At 72.2% G+C, this 20,568-nt stretch carries 17 protein-coding genes; 10 read left to right on the forward strand and 7 right to left on the reverse strand.

Annotated features, from left to right (window positions below; genetic code table 11):
* Nucleotides 1-18 precede the first annotated feature (18 nt).
* Complete coding sequence (locus ACWIX6_RS19380; protein ID WP_448614069.1) at nt 19-6,240, reverse strand: hypothetical protein; 6,222 nt, start codon at nt 6,238-6,240, stop codon at nt 19-21.
* Nucleotides 6,241-6,825: 585 nt separating this feature from the next.
* Here ACWIX6_RS19380 and ACWIX6_RS19385 point away from each other — a divergent pair.
* Nucleotides 6,826-7,044, forward strand: coding sequence for a hypothetical protein (locus tag ACWIX6_RS19385; RefSeq protein ID WP_448614070.1), 219 nt, complete (start codon nt 6,826-6,828; stop codon nt 7,042-7,044).
* A 188-nt stretch (nt 7,045-7,232) separates the two neighbouring features.
* Nucleotides 7,233-7,403, forward strand: coding sequence for a helix-turn-helix transcriptional regulator (locus ACWIX6_RS19390; protein WP_448617012.1), 171 nt, complete (start codon nt 7,233-7,235; stop codon nt 7,401-7,403).
* Between the two features lie 117 nt (nt 7,404-7,520).
* Here the strand turns inward: ACWIX6_RS19390 and ACWIX6_RS19395 are convergent, their stop codons facing one another.
* The gene (locus ACWIX6_RS19395; RefSeq protein ID WP_448614071.1) at nt 7,521-8,063 is read right to left on the reverse strand and encodes a hypothetical protein; all 543 of its coding nucleotides are present in this window, start codon (nt 8,061-8,063) and stop codon (nt 7,521-7,523) included.
* Nucleotides 8,064-8,594: 531 nt separating this feature from the next.
* Between ACWIX6_RS19395 and ACWIX6_RS19400 the strand changes: the two genes are divergently transcribed.
* Complete coding sequence (locus tag ACWIX6_RS19400) at nt 8,595-9,749, forward strand: tyrosine-type recombinase/integrase (RefSeq protein WP_448614072.1); 1,155 nt, start codon at nt 8,595-8,597, stop codon at nt 9,747-9,749.
* Nucleotides 9,750-9,768: 19 nt separating this feature from the next.
* Here the strand turns inward: ACWIX6_RS19400 and ychF are convergent, their stop codons facing one another.
* Nucleotides 9,769-10,842, reverse strand: a complete 1,074-nt coding sequence (gene ychF, locus ACWIX6_RS19405; protein WP_448614073.1) for a redox-regulated ATPase YchF — start codon at nt 10,840-10,842, stop codon at nt 9,769-9,771.
* A 54-nt stretch (nt 10,843-10,896) separates the two neighbouring features.
* On the opposite strand from ychF, the gene ACWIX6_RS19410 reads away from it, so the two are divergent.
* Together ACWIX6_RS19410 and ACWIX6_RS19415 are read left to right on the forward strand one after the other, a co-directional pair.
* Nucleotides 10,897-11,280 (forward strand): cupin domain-containing protein, encoded by a 384-nt coding sequence (locus ACWIX6_RS19410; protein ID WP_448614074.1) that lies wholly within the window; start codon nt 10,897-10,899, stop codon nt 11,278-11,280.
* The gene (locus ACWIX6_RS19415) at nt 11,277-11,855 is read left to right on the forward strand and encodes a GNAT family N-acetyltransferase (RefSeq protein WP_448614075.1); all 579 of its coding nucleotides are present in this window, start codon (nt 11,277-11,279) and stop codon (nt 11,853-11,855) included. Before ACWIX6_RS19410 ends, ACWIX6_RS19415 begins: the two co-directional genes overlap by 4 nt.
* 4 nt (nt 11,856-11,859) lie before the next feature.
* Here the strand turns inward: ACWIX6_RS19415 and ACWIX6_RS19420 are convergent, their stop codons facing one another.
* Both ACWIX6_RS19420 and ACWIX6_RS19425 read right to left on the reverse strand, forming a co-directional pair.
* Nucleotides 11,860-13,062: a DUF222 domain-containing protein gene (locus ACWIX6_RS19420; RefSeq protein WP_448614076.1), complete on the reverse strand. Its 1,203-nt coding sequence runs from the start codon at nt 13,060-13,062 to the stop codon at nt 11,860-11,862.
* A 79-nt stretch (nt 13,063-13,141) separates the two neighbouring features.
* Nucleotides 13,142-13,345 (reverse strand): LuxR C-terminal-related transcriptional regulator, encoded by a 204-nt coding sequence (locus ACWIX6_RS19425; protein ID WP_448614077.1) that lies wholly within the window; start codon nt 13,343-13,345, stop codon nt 13,142-13,144.
* A 52-nt stretch (nt 13,346-13,397) separates the two neighbouring features.
* On the opposite strand from ACWIX6_RS19425, the gene ACWIX6_RS19430 reads away from it, so the two are divergent.
* The 3 genes from ACWIX6_RS19430 to ACWIX6_RS19440 are packed head-to-tail and all read left to right on the forward strand — an operon-like array spanning nt 13,398 to nt 15,863.
* A complete protein-coding gene (locus ACWIX6_RS19430) occupies nt 13,398-13,802 on the forward strand; it encodes an MmcQ/YjbR family DNA-binding protein (protein ID WP_448614078.1) in 405 nt (134 codons plus the stop codon).
* A 49-nt stretch (nt 13,803-13,851) separates the two neighbouring features.
* The gene (locus ACWIX6_RS19435) at nt 13,852-15,336 is read left to right on the forward strand and encodes an Ada metal-binding domain-containing protein (RefSeq protein ID WP_448614079.1); all 1,485 of its coding nucleotides are present in this window, start codon (nt 13,852-13,854) and stop codon (nt 15,334-15,336) included.
* Nucleotides 15,333-15,863, forward strand: coding sequence for a methylated-DNA--[protein]-cysteine S-methyltransferase (locus tag ACWIX6_RS19440; RefSeq protein WP_448614080.1), 531 nt, complete (start codon nt 15,333-15,335; stop codon nt 15,861-15,863). The genes ACWIX6_RS19435 and ACWIX6_RS19440 overlap by 4 nt, the downstream gene beginning before the upstream one ends.
* A 9-nt stretch (nt 15,864-15,872) precedes the next feature.
* On the opposite strand, the gene ACWIX6_RS19445 is transcribed toward ACWIX6_RS19440, so the two are convergent.
* Entirely contained in the window at nt 15,873-16,946 is a 1,074-nt protein-coding gene (locus ACWIX6_RS19445) for a glycosyltransferase family protein (RefSeq protein ID WP_448614081.1), read from the reverse strand.
* A 207-nt stretch (nt 16,947-17,153) separates the two neighbouring features.
* Here ACWIX6_RS19445 and ACWIX6_RS19450 point away from each other — a divergent pair, with 207 nt between their 5' ends.
* Together ACWIX6_RS19450 and ACWIX6_RS19455 are read left to right on the forward strand one after the other, a co-directional pair.
* Entirely contained in the window at nt 17,154-18,290 is a 1,137-nt protein-coding gene (locus ACWIX6_RS19450) for a DNA recombination protein RmuC (protein ID WP_448614082.1), read from the forward strand.
* A gap of 313 nt (nt 18,291-18,603) precedes the next feature.
* Nucleotides 18,604-19,320, forward strand: a complete 717-nt coding sequence (locus tag ACWIX6_RS19455; protein ID WP_448614083.1) for a DUF6542 domain-containing protein — start codon at nt 18,604-18,606, stop codon at nt 19,318-19,320.
* 117 nt (nt 19,321-19,437) lie between these two features.
* Here ACWIX6_RS19455 and ACWIX6_RS19460 read toward each other — a convergent pair whose 3' ends face one another.
* Nucleotides 19,438-20,406: a 4-hydroxy-3-methylbut-2-enyl diphosphate reductase gene (locus ACWIX6_RS19460; protein WP_448614084.1), complete on the reverse strand. Its 969-nt coding sequence runs from the start codon at nt 20,404-20,406 to the stop codon at nt 19,438-19,440.
* Nucleotides 20,407-20,568 lie beyond the last annotated feature (162 nt).

A 20,568-nucleotide genomic window follows, 5' to 3' on the forward strand; every position in this document is an offset into this window, starting at 1 on the left:
GGAAATCACGAAGCCGGATCAGCCTGGCTCCGTCAGCGGGACGCGGTATTGGCTTGTCTCTTCGGTCGGTCGGTTCTCGCGCGGGCGGGCGGGCAGCGTCCGCTGGACGACGAGGTCACGCTGCAGCGGACCGAATACCTGGCGCAGCTCAGCGACGCCGGTGTTGCTCAGGACGACCTGCCAGCCCTCGGCGCAATAGGCGTGGCCAGGCGACCCATGGCTGAGCTGCCCACGGGCCCGGCGGAGGGAGCGTGCACGCCACGCTCCATCGCCGCCGCGCCAGCAGAACATCTCGGTGCCATCCGGTGTCCAACCCAGGCGGCTCCCTACCGTGGGATGAAGCGCGAGCCAGCGAAACCACGGCGGGTCGCTGTGCATCTCCCATCCCTCGACGACGAGTTGCTCGTCTGCCCAGGCGACGTCCCAGAGCACGGGGTACCCATTCGCAGATGCGTAACTCTTCTCCCACCGCTGCCGCGGCGGCAGCGCGAGTCCGCCTGCGTGGGCGGCGGCATGGGCGGCCCGAACGGTCCGGCGTTCTTCGGGTCTACCCCGGTCCAGTCGTATCCAGTCGGTGGACTCCGCCAGCACGTACGTCGACGCCACGTTCGAGGCAGCTGCGTATGCGCGTGCGGCGTCCTCGGTCTGCTTGCACCAGCCCCGCACGTCGTAGCTGGCATCCGTGGACGCCTGCCACGGCGCGGGTGTCGTGTCGTCCAGCGACGTCGGCACGACGTGCACTAGTACTTCATCGATCAGCTGTAGCGCGTAGGAAGGGTCGGCGGCGAGGTCGTCCTCGAGGGCGCCAGCGTCCTGTAGCTCGGCGAGGACGATGCCGAGCGCGCGGCGGCCGGCCATGTACGCCCAAGGACGATAGGTGTGGCGCTGCCCTCGGGACTCGAGCCGCGTCGCCTGCGCCTGGTGTCCGCCGCGCAACCACGGCATGTCGAGCCGTACCGCGATCCCGGAGGCGCGGTGCAGTGCGGCTTCCTCCGGTAGGCCCGCGACCTTGGCGGCGAGGCGAAGGGGCACGTCGAAGGGCGCCAGTAGCTGCTGCGGATCGTGCATGTCGATCATCGGAACGCCACGCGCATCTGGCTCGGGTGCGGCGCGTGCTGGGAGTGGGGGCAGCGCAAGCTCGTAGGTGCTGGCGAGCGGCCGCGACTGCCGATCCGGGGCGGTGAGCCCGTGCCGACCACAGAGCTGCCGGGCCAAGTCACGGGCGATCGCGTCTTCAGACACCGTCGCGCCGGTGATCGCCTCGGCGAGCGCCGTCGGCAGGGGCGGTTGTGGCGGCCGGTATGTCACGAGGACGTGGAGCGCAGCTTCGGCGCGCCACCCACCAAGGCCGATCGACTCGGCAAGCACGGTGTGCGCCTGCGGCCGCGCGAGATCGAGCGCTGCGTGCAGGACGCGGCGCGCCCCAAAATCTCGGGGTCTTACGGGGTGGCCGAAGTAGCCCGTCGTCCACCGCAGCAGCGCTTCGACTGGTGTGTCGGCGGACACGATCGGCTCGTCGGGGCCGGGGACCTCGCGGGCTGACGGCGCGTAGACGTCGAGATGCTCGACGATGTCGGGCCAGGCGTGCGCGACGGCGTCGTCGCCACCGATGATCGCCAGGATCCGGCGCAGATCGCCCGGAAGGATCTGGCCTGACAACGCACCCGTCGACAACGCCCCGGCGAGGTCGTTGGCCGCCAGCCGGGCGAGGACCGGATGGCGATCGCGCAGTGCGGCGCGCAGGAGCGTGAGGCGGCTCCCACCGTCGTAGTGGCGGATCCAGCCGTACGCGGGGGATCGGGCGAGGGCGTCCGCGACCGCTGCTGCGGCGGCGTCGGCCATCCCGGCTCGTGCCGCCATGGCCGCGATGCCGCCGAGAGCTTCCCCGTCCAGGCGCAGCCGGGTCGCCTGTTCGAGCAGTGCAGCGGCGACGGCCAGTGTGACGTCGTTGTCGGCGATCGCGCCGACGGCGCGGCGCCAGTCGCCGGCGGCTGCGGGCCTCGGCGGCTCGGTACGCCGCAGTGCGGTCAGCAATGCCGTGGCGCTCGTCGGTGGCGGGACTGGATCGTTGGGCTCCGAGGTGAACGCTGCGGCTGGGGTGCCGCTGTCGGACTTCGAGTCGAAGTTCTCCGGTGCCGCCCACACCGCCACGGCGTCGGCGATCGTCGCCAGAGCTTGATGCGTCGTCGGGTCGGTGTGCTGCGCGAGCGCTTGGCTCAGCTCGATGGGCGGCTGCTTGCGGAGCGGAATCAACAGCTCCGCGGCCACGACGGCCGTCAGGTCGACGGGGATGTGCGTGTCGTGGGCAGCTCCCAGCAGCACGGCCTCGACCGCGTCCGACTCCTCGATGATGCCGGCGTCGCACAGCGACTCGGCCAGTGTGGTGCTCAGCGCCGCGTCGAATGGCCAGACGATTTGAATGAGCTCCGCGGCGGCCTCGGCCGCGTCGTGGTCCGCGTCGCTGGCCGCGACCAGCCGCCCCGCGTAGGTGCGGGCCGCCACCACGATCTGCTCCGGCGTGAGCACATTCGCGTCCGCAGCAGCCCGCAGCCAGGCCAGCCAGGTCGTCAGCTGGCGGTCGTCGTCGTGGATGCCCGGCCCCCAGGACGTGCGCAGCGCTGACCGCACCGCTTCCTCGGCCCGCTCTTGGCTCCCGACCGCGGTCCACGCCTTGGCCTGGTCGAGCCAAACCTCGGCGAGCTCGTGCGGGCTTGTGGCGAGCGCGCTGATCTGGCTGTCCAGCCGGTCGAGGTGCTCACGAACCTTCTCGTCCACTTCGGCAGTCCCGACGGCGAGAATTGCCCGAAGGACGTGCAGCTGCCGCTGCGGCGACCAGTACTTTGCACGATGAGGGTCGGTCCAGGCGGCAGCGAACCGCTCGAGGAGTTGGAGGACTGGCTCTAGGCCGCCGGCGGCCGCCAGACGGGCGAGCCGCCCGAATAGCCCTGGAGCTGCGTCCAGCACGTAATACCAGCCGGTCCAGTCCCAGGCTTGCCGGCGGGGTACCTCGAGCAGGCGGATGATCGGGTCCGCCTCAGCGGCCACGTTCAGAGCGTTGCCTCGGCCCAGGTCAGCCGCAACTTGTCGACCTTCCAGGTCAGCGAGCGTTGTCAGGGCCCTGCGGAATCGTTCGACACCCGCGTCACGTCGGTGCGACGGCAACGAGGGCACTGACGTGGCCGTCGCCCCTTCGCTCGGCCGAATCACGCGAAGCTTGCGCAGGTCGATGAGCGTCTGGAACGGCGTCAGCCCTTGCTGGCCGGAGGGTGTAGATGGCCAGGCGGCGATGGTTTCCGGCGGTACGAGCAAGTCCAGTTCGGGGGCGTCCGCGAGACCGACCGCGATCAACATGTCCGCCGTCGTCAGGCGAAGGTGTAGCGGTACGCCGACTGCCCGGCCCGAGGGTGATTTGTTCTCGTCACCGTCGGCGTCGTCGCGCTCGCCCGTGTGAAGCGCGATGACCTCGCGGCTCCACCGCGCGACGGCGCTCGCGTCGCCGTCCTCACAGGCCGCGACCGCGTATGCCACCCGGGCGCGGGCCCGCCACTCCAACGATGACTCGGCGTCGATCCGCTCCAGGAGGGTCGCCAGACCGTCCTCGTCTCGGATCTCGAGGAGCAGATCGAAGCATCGCGTCAGCACGAGACTGCGCGCCCCGTTGATTCGTCGAACCCGATCCTTGCGGTCGCGCCGACGCCGCTCCGCCGTCCACACCGACTCGTCGTCCTGTGCGGTCGGTTCGCTCTGCGTGAGTGCGTCGTCGGGCGGCGGAACAGCCAGCTGGTCGTCGAGCTGCGCTAGAACCTCGCCGAGACCGGACATGCGGAAGGTGACCTCGGCCCAGTCGTCCGCGCCGTGATGGTTGTCGTGCACGACGTCGGCCAGATTGACGGCGGCGCGCAAGATCTCGGACGCAGGCGCGAACAGCCCACCGCGCGCGAAGCGGACGGCGGCCTCCAGCGCCGCGGTGACCGGCACGCGCAGATGACCGGCCGCGACGACGTGCTCCAGCGCGCGGTCGGGTGGCCCAAGGTCGACCATCGCATCTGCAATCTTCTCGACGCTGATGACCATCTCCCGCTGCCAGAGCTCGTTGTGGAACAGCAGCATCCGCACGAAGCCGGCGACGTCTCCCGTTGCCGCAGCAGCGCGCAGCGCGAGGCGCGCCTGGTCCCGGACCACGGCGAGCGGACGTAGCGCGAACAGTTTGTCTCGCAGCGCACCCGGCGTGGCCAGCTCCATGACTCGCGTGTACTCACGAGCCAGGTATCGGTGCGCCAGCTCCTCGTCTCGGTACAGCGTCCACCGTTGATCGGAACGTCCGCAGACGTCGGCCAGCGCAAGGTGCAACGCCCGGTCGCGGGCGGGGTCGAACACACCGGCGACGCGGGCCGTCTCCTCGATGAGGAACCGGCGAAAGCTGTTGTGGATGAAGCGCCAGACGCTGCCCTCGCGGCGGAAGAACGTCGCTGTCCGCTGCACAAACGCTTCGAGCACCGGTGCGGGCACCCACGTCTTGAGCCACTCGAGGTCCACTGGTGTGCGCAGTCGGGCGACGGCGGCCACGACGTCGAGCAGTTCACGATCCTGGCCGATGGCGAGCAGGTAGCCGCGGTAGCGCGCCGCGACCGCGCGGCCGTAGGCCGAGGTATCGCTCAGCAGCGCATCCACGGCGAGACTCCGCGTCTGCGGATCAAGTTTCGCGGACTGAAGCGCCGCGAGATCCTGCAGCAGATAGGTCAACGCAAGCGGGTGCCCCTCGCTCGCCGCGACCAGCCGATCGCGCTGGCCGGGCAGCAGCCACCCCCCAGTCCCGGCGTCATCAACCAGCCGAAGGATTTCGTCCGGCGCCAGCGGAGGCAGCTCGACCGTTCGTTCCTCGGCGCTCAGGGCATCTCGGATCGGCGGCGGCAGGATGCTGGTCGTCTGGGTGCCTAGCACGACGAAGACACCCTCCGGCAGTCCCGCCGGTGCGGGCAGCTCCTCCAAAAGCGACCGCGACGGGTTCTGCTCCCGCGAGATGTGGTCGAGCCCGTCCACCAAGATGACGGTTACGTCGGCGCTGTCCCGCCACCGCTCACCGGCGTCGGCGAGCTGCTCCTGCAGCACCGCGCGCTGGGTGCGCAGGTCGTTGCCGTAACCGCCGCGGCGGAAGCCGACGCCCTCCAACGCCAAGCTGACGTCGTGTAGGAAGCTCTCGGCCTCACCGCGACCGCTCAGCGGGTCCGCGGCGTCTGGGACGAAGGCGTAGTACCGCACGACCCGCCGCTGCGGCCATGTCAGGCTGGCTAGCAACGTCGACTTGCCCGCGCCGGCCGGACCGACCAGCGCGACGTAGCCGCCGCGCAGCTCGTCCAGCCGCGCCTGCAGTTGCTGCCGGGCGGCCTTGTTCGCGGTGTACACGGCCGGTACCGGAAAGACGTGCGGGTTGCGGAACCGCAGCCGGTCGGTCCAGCCGAGACGTTCAAACAGCGCCTCTCGGGTGAGCTGCACCGGCCGGGCCGAGTCGGCGACCAGCGCCTGCAGCGTTGCCGCCAGGTACTCCAGGTCGCGGTCTCGGGGCGCTTCGTCAGGACGCAGCAGTTGATCTTCCACCGCCGGGCCGAAGCTCAGGTCCAGGTCGCGGACGAACGCCGCGAAAAGGTTCGTATCGAGGGCGGTCGCCGCGCGCAACGCGTCCCACGCCGGCTGCCAGTCAGTCACCTCGGGCAGCTTCGCGACCTGCGACCAACTGCCGCTACCGTCGCGCAGTCGCTGCCGGATAGGTATCCATGACCTGGCCAGGAAGGCGGCAAAGTGCCGCGGCGGCTGCGCTGAACAGAATGCCAGGACAGAGCCCGCACGCGGCGCGCTTGCCGACGGGTGCTCATTGCTCCACAGCCGGATCTCGAGCGGTCCGGACCAGCTGTGGCGGATGCGCTGCCACGCCTGGGCTAGCCGCTCGATCAGCGGCGTTGCATCTCTTGAGGGGTTGACCAGCTCCGCCCAGCCGAACGCGCCGGGGTACTGCGCCCACTTGACCTGCAGGGCGTACCGGGTTCCCCCGGCAAGGAATTGGAAGTCGTCGGCGACGCCCGCGTCAGGGTCGGCGACCCGGATCCACTCCAGTGTGGTGATCTTCGCGCGCACCGTCCGCGCCGCCAGGCCGTACTGACCACTGAATCCGACGATGGCAGAGCGTTCACCGTCGGCTGGTCGCGCATCTACCTCACCGGCGGCGCTGGACTGCTCTGGCGGCACACAGCCATTGTGGACTGCCCCACGCGCGGCGGGCGGCACGCCGCAATCTGGCCGTTGACCGCCGCGCACCGTTGACGCCAGCGATCGCGCTGGTCCCTAACATTCGCCGAGCCTTTGCCTCACCGGGCGTCCAGTACCCCGTGTCTTGGCCAGCGGACTTCCCGCGCACTGGAGATATCAAGGTCACGAGGCGACACACCTCTTGCATCTCGGGTCTTGCAATTCGTGGTGACGAGTTACTGGAGCCTCATCTGCACAGTCGCTCGCATGGGAAGGCGCGGAAACCCCGACTACCGGGCTCGACTGCGAGAGCGGGAGCAGCAACGGCGCCAGCAGGCCCAGCGGGCGCAGATCAAGGCGGCTCGGTCACCGGCGCCCGGCACCGGGGTTGATGGTCGAAGACGACGGACCGCGGCGACGACCTGCGGATGGTGCAGTGGGCCCATCACCCCTCGAAGCCGCGGACCGATCCCCAAGTGGTGCTCAGCCACCTGCCGGCACCGAGCCTGGGAACAGACGCGGGCTGCTGCCTCCGGACGCGCCGCGGTCCAGGTGATCGAAAGGCCGGTCGAGGTTCCGACGAAGATGCCACTGACCCGCAAGGACTGGCCCCAGGCACTGCACGACCTCGCCCGCCAGTTGGACGACGGCCGCGTCTACGACCGCGACCTGCTGTACGTGGCCGACGCCCTCGGTGCAGTTCTCGACGCGTACAACCGCCGCCCGTACGTCCGAAGCGGGGTCGTCGAGGAGCAGCGGCGAGCACGGGCTCGACAGCAAGCACGTCCCGGCGCTCTCCCCTGAGCTACACCGTCAACCCGTCGACTGCAGACTTGCTGGAGGAACTTCCGGACGCTGGGCTGGCAAGGGAGGTCGTCGGCAGAAGACGGACGCCATGGACGCCGCCTCGCCGATGACGAACCGACCAACGTGACGCTCGGAGAGGAGCCCGCGTGAACGAGACCGGCTCGCCTCGCGTGACTAGCGACCTGATGACTCTTGCCGAGGCCGCGGCCTACCTGCTGACCCCGGTCGCCACCCTGCGCTATTGGCGGCACCTGGGCACAGGGCCGGCGGGGTTTCGTCTCGGACGGCGGGTCGTGTACCGGCGTGCGAACCTCGACCACTGGATTTGCGAGCAGCAGGAGCGCCAGGCACGTTGACGCGCCACAGCACCTCTTGATGGCGCACGGCGACGGCAAAAATTGGACGGCCGTGAACTCGTTCCTGGAGCCGATGCCCGCCCGTCGGCGGGCCCAGAGCCTGTACCCCTGCGTTCGCTAAGCCGGCGCGAACAGCTGCAGCGCCTCGACCTGTCGATCGGTGAGCGACATCCGCCTGTTCGCCGGCTTCGGATAGATCTCGGCCTGGCTCCATAGCTCCGTCCGGATGCTGGATGCCGTTCCGATGCTCCTGCCGCGCGCGTGCAGGTCGGCCTGAAGCCTGTGAGCGTCGAACAGGTACACACTGTCGATACGCCAGGGGCGCGTCCGGCCGTGAGAGCTGACTGCTGCGCTGACCGGCCCGGTCATCACGAGGTAGTCGTCCAGGTCCTCGGACGTCGTCATGTCCAAGATGCCTTCGCGCTGCAGATACCACTTCACGTTGACCCTTCGCCCCTGCAGCGGGCCGGAGCGGAACAGGCCGTCGAACGCGGTCGTCGTGGCTGACTTCTCCAGCTCGATGTCGAACACCTGGGCAGCGATCCACTCCCCGAGATGGCCTGACGTCATCGGTCGTTCCATGATCGCGGCGATCTGATCGTCGATTCGGTTGCGCTCGTGCAGAAGTTCGGCGACCCGCGGCAGATCGTCGTGCGACATGCGGCCAGTGTGAACGAACACACGTGTGCCTCCGCCACGGAGCCCTCCCCTTCGTCGATCCCGGCCCATCCCCGGCCGACACCTCACACAACCCTGGAGAGCACGCCCGACGAGCACTCGAGAAGAACCGGAGGAGGCGAGTTCACTCCAGAACGGGGGGCGCGGAGTGAGCTGCCTGAGCGGACAAGGGGGCCTCGGCGAGAACCGGCTGACCCCCGCCCTACCGGCGAGGTTGTCGACGATTCCGCGGTCCTTCCGGAGTCTCGACTCAACGGGACCGCAGGCATACAGGAGGAAGACTGGAGGGTGCCCTCAACCGTCGGAGGGCAGCTGCTGGGCACCCCACGGGCTGGGCCGGGAGGACACGACTCAGCCGGCAGTCAGTCAGCAGCGCCGCGCGGGGCGCCGAGATGCCGACCTTGGGCGTTGGACCGACTGCGGCACAGCGAGCGACGTACGGCGTCAGCCTAAGAACTACGTTGGCCGCGCGGGGCCGCGGCGTGGAGACATCCGAGCGAGGAGGGCAGGACGATGGCGAGCATCCAGGACCGCTGGCGTCGCAAAGATCCGATCACCGGTCGCTTGCTGCCGACAGCATTGGACGGCAAGGGCCTGCGCTACCGCCCCCAATTCCGTGACCCGTCGGGTCGTCAGGTGATGAAGGCCTTTGCGCTCAAGCGGGACGCGCAACGCTGGCTGGATGACCAGACCGCGCACCTCGCGCGGGGCACGTACGTCGACCCCGGCGCCGGCCGGATCACCTTCGCAGCGTTCTACGCCGACTGGTCCGAGCGCCAGGTCTGGGCCCCCGGCACGGTCCTGGCGATGAAGCTGGCTGCGGGATCCGTGCCCTTCACCGACGTGCCGCTGCGGTCGTTGCGCCGCTCGCACGTGGAGGGCTGGGTCAAGGGCATGGTGAACCGCGGGTTGGCGCCCGGGACGGTGCACACCCGGGTCAACAACGTGCGCGGCGTCCTCCGCGGGGCCGTCGCCGACAAGCTCATCCCGAGCGATCCAAGCGTCGGTGTCGCACTCCCCCGCCGCCGTCGAGCTGCTGCGGCGATGACCCTGCCCACCGCCGCTCAGATCGGCGCCGTCCTCGAGGCCGCACACGAACCCTTTCGCCCCTTCGTCGCGCTCTGTGCGTTCGCCGGGCTTCGGCTCGGCGAGGCCGCCGGCCTTCGGGTCGAGGACATTGACTTCCTGCGCCGCACCCTGACCGTGGCACGCCAGGTGCAGCGCGCCGGCCGCGGCCAGGTCGAGATCCGACCGCCGAAGTACGGCAGCGAGCGCGTGGTGTTCCTGGCGCCTGGGCTGGTGGAGATGCTGGCGGCGAACATCGCCATGCACTGCCCGGACGGCGGGTGGCTCTTCAGCGGCTCCGGATCGGAACCGCCGCACCAGAACACCGTCGGCCACCGCTGGCGCACGGCGACGGCGGCTGCGGGCGTGCGGAATCTCCGTCTTCACGACCTCCGGCACTTCTATGCCTCGGGTCTGATCGCCTCCGGCTGCGACGTCGTGACCGTCCAGCGGGCCCTCGGCCACGCGTCAGCGACCACCACGTTGTCGACCTACTCGCACCTGTGGCCGAGCGCCGAGGACCGCACCCGGGCCGCCGCGCAGGCCTTGCTCGCGGAATCGTGTGGACTGGATGTGGACTGGAGCACCACTACAGGCCAGTGACCTGCAGGTTTCCACCCGACTACACGTTGAAGCGGAACTCCACGACGTCGCCGTCCTGCATGACGTAGTCCTTGCCCTCGATCCGCACCCAGCCCTGCTTCTTGGCCTCGGCCATCGAGCCGGCCTCGATGAGCTGGTCGAACGAGACGACCTCTGCCTTGATGAAGCCGCGCTGGAAGTCGGTGTGGATGACCCCGGCGGCCTGCGGGGCGGTGGCACCGACCGGGATGGTCCAGGCCCGCGACTCCTTGGGACCGGCGGTCAGGTAGGTCTGCAGCCCGAGCGTGGCGAACCCGACCCGGGCCAGCTGGTCCAGCCCCGGCTCGTCCTGACCGATGCCGGCCAGCAGCTCGGCGGCCTCCTCGGCGGGCAGCTCGGCGAGCTCGGCCTCGATCTTGGCGTCGAGCAGGATGGCCTCGGCCGGCGCGACGAGCTGCCGCAGCTCGGCGATCAGCGACTCGTTGGCCAGCTCCTCCTCGTCGACGTTGAAGACGTAGAGGAACGGCTTGGTGGTCATCAGGCCGAGCTCGCGCAGTGGCTCGGGGTCGACCCCGGCGGAGAACAGGGTGCGCCCGGAGTCGAGCACCTCGCGCGCGGCGACGGCGGCCGCGTGCAGCGACGCCCGCTCCTTGTCCTTGCGCATCTCCTTCTCCAGCCGCGGGACGGCCTTCTCCAGGGTCTGCAGGTCGGCCAGCATGAGCTCGGTGTTGATCGTTTCGATGTCGTCCGCCGGGGACACCTTGCCGTCCACGTGGACGACATCAGGATCGGTGAACACCCGGATGACCTGGCAGATCGCGTCGCTCTCGCGGATGTTGGCCAGGAACTTGTTCCCCAGCCCCTGCCCCTCGCTGGCGCCGCGCACGATGCCGGCGATGTCCACGAACGACACCGTCGCCGGGATGATCTTCTGCGAGCCGAACACCTCCGCCAGCTTCGCCAGCCGCGGGTCGGGGACGCCCACCACGCCGACGTTGGGCTCGATCGTCGCGAAGGGGTAGTTCGCGGCCAGCACGTCGTTCTTGGTCAGCGCGTTGAACAGCGTGGACTTGCCGACGTTGGGCAGACCGACGATGCCGATGGTGAGACTCACGGGAGACCAGCTTACGGGCGTCGCCGCCCCGCCCGGACCGGCGAGGATGGCGGCATGCCGACCCCCATCGACCTGGCCGCCGTCCTCGCCGGGATCCAGCAGCCCTGGCAGCCGCACACCGTCGCCGTGCTCAACGACTACGACGTCCGCGTCGTGCGCACGCACGGCGAGTTCACCCGGCACAGCCACCCGGAGACCGACGAGTTCTTCCTCGTCCTCTCCGGCTCGCTGACCATCCGGATGGACGACGGCGACGTCACCCTCGGTCCCGGCCAGCTGCACGTCGTCCCGAAGGGCACCCCGCACCAGCCGTGGTCCGCGGACGGCGCGGAGGTCCTGCTCATCGAGCCGAGCAGCACGGTGAACACCGGGGACGCGCCCAGCGAGCTCACGGCCGACCGCCGCATCGTGCGAGCCGACGCCCGAGAGCAGGCGTGAGCCAGGACGACGGCGAGCATGCGCTGGTCCCCCGCGACCTGGTCCTGAGCACTCCCCGTCTGGTGCTGCGGGCGACGACGGCCGCCGACGCGCCGCGCATGACCGAGATCCAGTCGGACTGGGCGGTCACCCGGTGGCTGCGGCTGGCCTCCTGGCCGCCCAGCCTCGATGCGATGTCCGCCTGGGCGGCCACCCACGAGGACGAGTGGCTCGCGGGGGCCGCCTACCGGTTCGCGGTGGTCCATGCGGACCAGCTCGTCGGCGTGGTGGACGTCGACGGCATCGACCATGGCGACCCGTCGCTCGGCTACTGGTTCGACCCGGCGCACTGGGGCAGGGGGCTGGGCCGGGAGGCGGCCGCTGCCGTGGTCGACTTCGCGTTCTCGCGACTGGCCCTGGACCACCTGGTCGCCGGCCACGACGCCGACAACGACGCGTCCGGCCGGATCCTCCACGGCCTCGGGTTCCGGCACGTCGAGGACGGCGTCCGGTGGTCGGGGCCGTGGCAGGCCGACCGCGGCTACCGGTCCTACCGCCTGGAACGGGCGTGGACACAGCTCCCTGCGGCGCGGTGACCCGCTACAGGCGTGGGCCGATGAGGATCTGAGTCCCGTCGGGTCGGTACGTGCGCCATCGGCCGTCGGGTGGTCGCTCCACGCGGAAGCCGTGATGCACCTTGGTGTGGTGGCGTTCGCACAGCAGGGCGGAGTTCTCCAGGTTGGTCTCGCCGCCGTCCGCGAGCCATTCGGCTAGATGGTGGACGTCGCACCAGTGGCTGGGGGCCGAGCAGCCGGCGAACACGCAGTGCCGGTCGCGGATCTCCACCGACCGACGGAGTCCTGCGGTGACCAGCCGTTTGGTGCGGCCGAAGTCCAGCGGGACCCCGTCGGGATCGAGCACGACCCGGGTGATGCCGGCGTCGCAGGCCAGCCACCGGACGCGGGCGGCGGACAGGACCGCCCCGAAGCCGGTGGTCCCCGCCCCAGGTCCGGTGGACGGGTCGACGAGGTCTTCGAGCGGGATGGTGACGATCACCTGCGGCTTCACAGAGCGAAGAAACGGGAGGTTGCCGCCGGCGAGCTGGTTGTCGCACAGCTGGACCAGGGCGTCGGCCTGCTGCTGGGCCCGGGTGCGCATGTCTCCCTCAGGGCGGTTGGCCTGCACGATCGACTCCAGGGCGGCCTGCAACTTCTCCCCACCGACGGCATCCAGGTCGAAGCGGCCGGTGAGGCTGCCGTCGGAGTGCTTGGCGATGCTCAGCCGCCGGCCGTCGGTGGGGTCGGGTTCGGGTCCGTCGGGGTCCAGCGCCAGGCAGTACCGCTGGACGGTCTGCCGGAGCGTGTCGTAGGTCTGGGTGGCCGCGGTCAAGGTCAGGGCCGCGTCGACCTCGGTCACGTTGACGTGCTGCGCCGCCGCGGCGGCCAGCCGCTCCGGGGTTGCGATCGGGGCGATCACCGCCACCGCCTCGGCGGTCAGCTCACCGGCGGCGAATGCCGCGGCCACCGCCGGCAGGTGCTCCAACGCCCGGCCCGAGTTCACGATCCGCGCCGCCGCCGCCGGCGAGAGCCGGCCGTGGCCGCGCAGCCAGGACTGCTGTGTCTTCATCCCGTCGTGCTCGGACGCCTGAGTCAGCTCGCACTCCCGCACGGTGCGGGTCAGCTCGGCGTCGATCTGGTTCCGTGCCTGCAGCAGCATCGCGGCCCGGTCCAGCAGAGCGGGACCGCACATCGGCTTGAGGTCATCGGCGGCGAGGTCGTCCAGTACGGAGGTCAACTCACCCACCCAGGCACCTCCCTGTCATCTCGAACGTGTGTTCGAAGTCTATCGCCCGAGAGGGTCGGTCGGCAAGCAAAAGCCCAGGTCAGTGGCGGATATCGTGAGGTTCAACCGCCGGTGCATCTGGTCCCGAGAGCACCGGGAGCACCGCCTCCGCGATGAACAGCTCGCGGCCGATCTCGGCGTTCGTCAGCCCGCGGGCCACCCCCGCCAGCACCTGCACCTCCCGTGCGGTGGGCGCGTCCGCCGCCGGCGCCCACAGCCGGGCCGCCACCGGGGGCGCGAGCACCGTCTCACACGCGCGGGGCCCGGACGGCCGTCCACCGGCGTAGTTTCCCGCCATGGTGACCTGGGAGGACGTCGACCGGGCCTGTCTGGCGCTGCCCGGGACGGCCGTCAGCACGGCGCACCGCAACCGCGGGTGGTCCGTGGGCGGACGGCCCGCCTTCGCCTGGGAGCGGCCGCTGCGGCGCACGGAGCTGGCCGAGCTGGGCGACGCCGCGCCGTCCGGGCCGGTGCTCGCCGTGCGGGTGTCCGACCTCGACGCCAAGGAGGCCCTGCTCGCGGAGGAGCCGGGGTGCTGCTTCACGATCAGGCACTTCGACGGGTACGCCGCGGTCCTGGTGCGGCTGGACGAGCTCGACGCCGACCTGCTCACCGAGCTGGTGACCGACGCCTGGGTCGCCCGGGCGCCGAAGCGGATGGTGGCCGCTCATCCCGAGGTGGGCCCACAGCCGCCACGGTGATGTCCGAAAGCCGCCAGTCCAACCCTGCCAGCCCTGACATCCTTGAGCCGTGCCCGACACCCTGGACGTCGTCGAACGCCGCTACCGCGCGGTCGCCAGCCGCGACGCGCGCTTCGACGGCTGGTTCGTCACCGGCGTGCACACCACCGGCATCTACTGCCGGCCGTCCTGCCCGGCCCGGACACCACTGCCGCGCAACGTGTCGTTCTTCCCGACCGCCGCCGGGGCACAGGCCGCCGGGTTCCGTGCCTGCCGCCGCTGCCGGCCCGACGCCGTCCCCGGCTCGCCGGAGTGGGACGTCCGCGCCGACGTCGTGGCCCGGGCCATGCGGCTCATCGCCGACGGCGAGGTGGAGCGCAGCGGCGTCCCGGGGCTGGCCGCCCGGCTGGGCTACTCCGAGCGCCAGCTGCACCGCCTGCTGGTCGCCGAGCTCGGCGTCGGGGCGCTGGCGCTGGCCCGCGCGCAGCGCGCGCAGACCGCCCGGCTGCTGATCGAGACCACGTCCCTGCCGATGGCCGACGTCGCCTTCGCGGCCGGCTTCGCCAGCATCCGCCAGTTCAACGAGACCGTGCAGGCGGTCTTCGCCACCACGCCCTCCGGGCTGCGGCCGGCGACGCCACGTCCGGACGGCGGCAGCCCCGGCTGGCTGACCCTGCGGCTGGCCGCCCGCGCCCCGTTCGCCCCCGACGAGGTGCTGCTCTTCCTCGGCGCGCACGCCACCCCCGGCCTGGAGGAGTGGGACGGGACGACGTTCTCCCGGGTGCTGGACCTGCCGCACGGACCCGCCGTCGTCCGGCTGTCCCCGGGCACCGGTGCCGCGGTTACCGCCCGGCTGCAGCTCACCGAGCTGCGCGACCTCGGGACGGCGGTCGCCCGGTGCCGCCGGCTGCTGGACCTGGACGCCGACCCGGCCGCCGTCGACGAGGTGCTGGGCGCCGACCCGGCGCTGTCCGCGCTGGTCGCCTCCGCACCGGGACGGCGGGTCCCCGCGTCCCCGGACGCCGCGGAGACGGCCGTCCGGGCAGTGCTCGGGCAGCAGGTCTCGGTCGCCGGCGCCCGCACCCTGACCGCGCGGGTGGTCACCGCCGCCGGCCGGCCGCTGCCCGAGCCGGTCGGCACCCTCACCCACGCCTTCCCGCGGCCGGCCGACCTGGCCGGCGCCGACCTCGGCGCGGTCGGCCTCACCGGCGCCCGACGGCGCACCGTGACGACCCTGGCCACCGCGCTGGCCGACGGCGTCCTCGCCCTGGACCCCGGCGTCGACCGCGACGAGGCCACCCGTTCCCTGCTGGCCCTGCCCGGCATCGGTCCCTGGACCGCGGCGCTGGTGGCGCTGCGGGGCCTGGCCGACCCCGACGTCTGGCTGCCCGGCGACCTGGCGCTGCGCCGCAGCCTGGCCCAGCTTGGCAGCTCCGACGTCGACGCGGCGACCCGCTGGCGGCCCTGGCGCTCCTACGCCGTGCTGCACCTGTGGGCGCTCGCCGTCCCCGACCTGTTCACCCGCCGTCCGCCCGCCGATCGGAGCGCCTCATGAACCACCCGCCCGCCCGCCACGCCTGCATCTCCACACCGCCCGGGCCGTTCACCGTCGTCGTCGCGCCCTTCGAGGGCACCGACGTGGTGCTCGCCAGCGGCTGGACCGACGACGTCGCCGACCTGCTGCCGGTGGTGCACCGGTCGCTGCGCCCGGTCTGGGTCGAGCGCGCCGACCGGCTGCCGGTGCTGGACGCCGTCGAGGCGTTCTGCGCCGGCGACGTGACCGCCATCGACGCCGTCCCGGTGCGGCAGCGGTCCGGCCCGTTCCTGGAGGACGCCTGGGAGGTGCTGCGCACCGTCCCGCCGGGCGAGCCGGACACCTACACCGCCTTCGCCGCCCGCTGCGGCCGGCCGGCGGCGGTCCGCGCGGCCGCCGGGGCGTGTGCCCGGAACGCGGCCGCGCTGTTCGTCCCCTGCCACCGCGTGCTGGCGACCGGGGGCGGGCTGGGCGGGTTCCGCTGGGGGACGCCGGTCAAGCGGTGGCTGCTCGACCACGAGGCCGAGCACGCCCCCGTCGCCGCCTGAGACCGCCGGTCAGGCGCCCTTGCGCCGGGCCTGGTCCCGCCGCTGCCGGGCCAGGTCCCAGGCGGCGACCCAGTCGGCGGCGGTGTGCTCGGTCAGGTGACCGGCGAGGACCTTCTCCCGGTCCCGGACCGCCTGCTCGCGGCGTCGGTCCCGGTCCTGGACGGCGGTGGTGATCGCCTTCGCCCAGTCCTTGGGCGCCCGTGCCTGGCGGCCGATGCCCAGCCGCAGGTACTCCGGGCTCGGCGAGGTGATGGCGTACACCCCGCGCGCGGCGTACTCGATGGCCTTCAGCCAGCTCTTGCACTCGTTGAACGCGTCCAGCCGCAGCGGCGCCAGGCCGACGTCGAGCAGGTCGCCGAGCATCGCGCTGTACTGGTCGACGTCGTTGACCCACGGCACCTCGGCCGGCTCCTCCGGCAGGCACAGGCGGTCGCGGAGGTCCCACTTCTGCCCCAGCACGGTGAACCGGCTGCGGCCGCGGGTGCGGTCGAGGGCCTGCTGCAGGCCCGATCCCATCTCCTGCAGGTCGTAGGGGTGGCCCAGCACGTTGCCGGTCCAGCCGACCGACACCACGTCGGGGTCGCGGTCGTAGGCCGGGGGCAGCTCGGCGATGCGCCGCGGGACGGCGTTGGGGACGACCCGGCCGCGCCCGTGCGGGGCGTACGCCTTGAGCAGCGCCGGGGTGGAGGCGGTGACCAGGTCGGCCTGGCGGGCGCACTCCAGCGCCTGCCGGGCCATGCCCTTGCGCACCAGCGCGTGGTGGCCGGGGTGGCCGAACGGGACGGCGGACAGCAGGTCGTCCATCTCGACGACGACCGCCACGCCCTGGCCCTGAAGGACCTCGATGCACTGCAGCATCTGCGCGGTCTTGGGCAGCTGGAGGACGACCACGTCGGCGCCCTTGGCGTCCACGTCGACGACGACGGCCTCCCCGCCGCCCGGGGGCTCCTTCATCGTGGTGGTCAGGCCGCGGTCGACGGTGATGGCCACCCCGAGGCCGGCCTCCCGGACGGCGCGTGCCGGTTCGGTGACCCGGTAGTGGTCCGGGCCGATGTGGCCGGAGTTCAGCATCAGGACGTTCATGGTCAGGGCCCTTCTCCGGAGCTGCCGCTCCGCGGTCGCGTCGTCCTCGGCACCAGGGCGCCGGGGCGACCCGGTGGCGTGTCGGGATGGACGGGGTTCCCCGGTGCTATCGGCAGCCGGCGGTCCGGTCCTGCTCCCCTCGACTCCCGGCGGGCCTCCGGGCGGGTCCTCCCGGAACTGTCCGACCACTGCGGCACCCTGCCGGGCATGGACGCCGCTTCCCTGCTCCTCGGGCTCCTCCTCGGGGCGCTGCTGGCCACCGCCGTGACCCTCGGCCTGGTGTCGCTGTCCGCGCGCCGCCGCCCCCAGGTCGATGCCCTGGAGCCGGTGCACGAGTCGCTGGACCACCTGCACCGGGTGCTGGCCGGCATCGAGCGCGACCGGGCCACCGCCCACGGCGAGCTCCGCGAGCAGGTGGGCACCGTCGGGCAGACGTCCGCGCTGCTCCGGCAGGAGACGGCCGCCCTGGTGACCGCGCTGCGCACGCCGCACGTCCGGGGCCGCTGGGGCGAGGTGCAGCTGCGCCGGGTCGTGGAGGTGGCGGGCCTGGTCGAGCACTGCGACTTCGTCGAGCAGCCCGGGGGCACCACCGCCGACGGCGCCCGGGTGCGTCCCGACCTGGTCGTCACGCTGGCCGACGGCCGGCAGGTCGTGGTCGACGCCAAGGTCCCCTTCGCCGGCTACATCGAGGCGGTGCAGGCCACCGACCAGGGGGTCCGCGCCCAGCGCATCGCCGAGCACGCCCGGCAGCTGCGCACCCACGTCGACGCGCTCGCCGCCCGGCAGTACCCGACGGCCTTCGGGCAGGCCGCGCCCTTCACGGTGCTGTTCGTCCCCTCCGACGGCTTCCTGATCACCGCACTCGAGGCCGAGCCGACGCTGCTGGAGCACGGGTTCGCCCGCGACGTCGTCATTGCCACGCCCAGCACGCTGCTCGCGCTGCTGCGCACGGTGGCGTACTCCTGGCGGCAGGAGCGGCTGGCCCGGGACGCCACCACGGTCCTCGAGGTGGGCCGGACGCTGCACGCCCGGCTGGGCACGCTGTCCGGCCACCTCACCCGGCTCGGCGCGGCCCTGGGCTCGGCGGTCGGCCGGTTCAACGACACGGTGGGCTCCTACGAGAGCTCCGTGCTGGTCGCGGCCCGCCGGTTCGACAGCCTCGGGGTCGCCGAGTCCCCGGTGCCGGCACCGGTCGCCGCGGAGGTCACCGTCCGCACCCTGCGCTCGGTGCCGGACGAGCCGGTGGGGCTGGAGGACGGCGCGCCGTCGCGGTACCCGGGTCCGGTCGCGGGGCAGCACGGTGTGCCGGACGCCGGAGCCGGCCGCGACGGCACCACCGGCTGAGCCGACCGGGACCGGTCGCGGCCCGCATCCCGCCGGCCTGTCCGGACCCGACAGTGAGCCAGGAGGCCGGCAGGCCGGGACGGCGGTGCACTGCCGGGGGTGGTGGGACGAGCGGGACGTCCGGGGACACAATGCGCCACCGCCGCCGGACGACACGGGCTAGTTCTGCCTCGCCACTCCCGAGAGGTACAGCGTCTACTCAGGACGGGCCGATACCGTGGCCCGACCGGCGGTGAGTCGCGGCTCCCGTCGTGGGACGAGGAGGTGCACCATCGCTCCGAGCACTGCTGTCGATGCTGGGCGGGAGGACGCCGTGCGCGCAGAGCGCAGCGATGCCGGCTCGGCTCAGGGCCGTGGCTACCCGTCACCCCGGGCGGGGAGCAGCGCAGCCCGCGGCCGACCGACCGACCGGGGACGGCCGCCCGCGGGACGTCGCGTCCCGCCCCCCGCGGTCCGCAACGAGCGGGACGACGACTGGGGCTACGACCGCGACCCGCGTCACGACCGCGGCCATGACCGTGGCCGCGCCCGGGACCACGACCGCGAGTACGACCGCGGCCAGGAGCGGATCCGGGACCGGGCTCCCGAGCGCGGGCAGGGTTCGAGTCGTCGACCCGCCCCGGGACGCGACGAGCGGTCGGCCCGTCCGCCGGTCCGCCGCGAGGACCTCGACGCCGGTCCGCACCTGCGCGGGTCGACCGTCGTCCTCGGGATGTTCGGCCTGACCCTCGCCGCCGCGGCGGTCGACTCCTACCTCGGCACCGGGCTGGGGATGATCACCCTGGTCGCGCTGCTGCTCTCCTCGGTGGTCGCCTGCCTGCGGGTGCGCCGCCAGGACCTGCTGAGCGTCGTCGTCGCCCCGCCGCTGGTCTTCCTGGGCGTGGCGCTGGTCAACATCGCGCTCGCCCCGTCGGCCACGCTCAGCGTGCCGACCATCGCCACCCTGCTGATCCGCGGCTTCCCGGCGATGGGGCTGGCTGTTGCGGTGTCCTTCGTGCTCTTCCTCGGCCGGCTGATCGCCCGCCGCTGACCTCAGCTCCACGACGACGGCCCGGTACCTCCGCGGAGGTGCCGGGCCGTCGTCGTCGGGCCCCCTCCCGGGCACCGCCCCGAGCTCGCGAGGGGTGGGGAGGAGTGGGTCCTGCCTCTAGTCGACGACGGTCAGCGCCGCACGCTGCGCCTTCAGCTCGTGCGGCAAGGCGAACACCAGCCGCTCCTCGGCGGCCTTGACCGTCTCGACGTCGGGGTAGCCCCGGGCAGCCAGCCAGTCGAGCACCTCGGACACCAGGACCTCCGGCACGGAGGCGCCGCTGGTCACCCCGACCGTGCCCACACCCTCGAGCCAGGCCTCGTCGATCTCGCTGGCGAAGTCCACCAGGTGCGAGTCGCGGGCGCCGGCCTCCAGCGCCACCTCGACCAGGCGGACGGAGTTCGACGAGTTGGTCGAGCCCACCACCAGGACCAGGTCGCACTCGCCGGCCATCTGCTTGACCGCCTGCTGGCGGTTCTGGGTGGCGTAGCAGATGTCGTCGCTGGGCGGCGCCTGCAGCGCGGGGAAGCGGCCCTTCAGGGCGTCGACGGTGGCCAGCGTCTCGTCGACCGACAGCGTGGTCTGAGAGAGCCAGACCACCCGCTCCGGGTCGCGGACCTGCACGGCCGCCACGTCCTCCGCGCCGTCGACCAGCTGGATGTGCTCCGGCGCCTCGCCCGAGGTGCCCTCGACCTCCTCGTGCCCGCGGTGGCCGATGAGCAGGATGTCGAAGTCGTCCTTGGCGAAGCGCTTGGCCTCCTGGTGGACCTTGGTCACGAGCGGGCAGGTGGCGTCGATCGTGGTCAGCGACCGCTGCTGAGCCTCGGCCTTGACCGCCGGGGACACGCCGTGCGCGCTGAACACGACGACAGCGCCCTCGGGGACCTCGTCGGTCTCCTCGACGAACACCGCGCCACGCCGTTCCAGCGTCGCGACGACGTGCTTGTTGTGGACGATCTGCTTGCGGACGTACACCGGCGCCCCGTGGATCTCCAGCGCCCGCTCGACGGCGATCACCGCGCGGTCGACGCCGGCGCAGTAGCCCCGGGGGTCGGCGAGCAGGACGCGTCCGCGCGGTTCAGCCATGGGCCCATGGTAAGTGGGCCGGGGAGCCGGGACGGCCGACGAGACCGACGCCACTGCCCCGACCGGCCCGCCACCTCCCGCCGGCGCGGGCGCCGGTGCCCCGATCGGGTGAGACAGCCCACCCTCGTCGCCGTCGCGCTGCCGGTCGGGACGGCGTGCGGC

It is taken from the genome of Modestobacter sp. URMC 112 (assembly GCF_053502575.1).

Bases quoted from the DNA above. Each gene is read 5' to 3' on its own strand.
- ACWIX6_RS19440 (WP_448614080.1), top strand. From the start codon at position 15,333: ATGAACCACCCGCCCGCCCGCCACGCCTGCATCTCCACACCGCCCGGG.
- ACWIX6_RS19390 (WP_448617012.1), top strand. From the start codon at position 7,233: ATGACTCTTGCCGAGGCCGCGGCCTACCTGCTGACCCCGGTCGCCACC.
- ACWIX6_RS19400 (WP_448614072.1), top strand. From the start codon at position 8,595: ATGGCGAGCATCCAGGACCGCTGGCGTCGCAAAGATCCGATCACCGGT.
- ACWIX6_RS19395 (WP_448614071.1), bottom strand. From the start codon at position 8,063: ATGTCGCACGACGATCTGCCGCGGGTCGCCGAACTTCTGCACGAGCGC.
- ACWIX6_RS19410 (WP_448614074.1), top strand. From the start codon at position 10,897: ATGCCGACCCCCATCGACCTGGCCGCCGTCCTCGCCGGGATCCAGCAG.
- ACWIX6_RS19445 (WP_448614081.1), bottom strand. From the start codon at position 16,946: ATGAACGTCCTGATGCTGAACTCCGGCCACATCGGCCCGGACCACTAC.
- ACWIX6_RS19450 (WP_448614082.1), top strand. From the start codon at position 17,154: ATGGACGCCGCTTCCCTGCTCCTCGGGCTCCTCCTCGGGGCGCTGCTG.
- ACWIX6_RS19385 (WP_448614070.1), top strand. From the start codon at position 6,826: ATGCCACTGACCCGCAAGGACTGGCCCCAGGCACTGCACGACCTCGCC.
- ACWIX6_RS19430 (WP_448614078.1), top strand. From the start codon at position 13,398: ATGGTGACCTGGGAGGACGTCGACCGGGCCTGTCTGGCGCTGCCCGGG.
- ACWIX6_RS19460 (WP_448614084.1), bottom strand. From the start codon at position 20,406: ATGGCTGAACCGCGCGGACGCGTCCTGCTCGCCGACCCCCGGGGCTAC.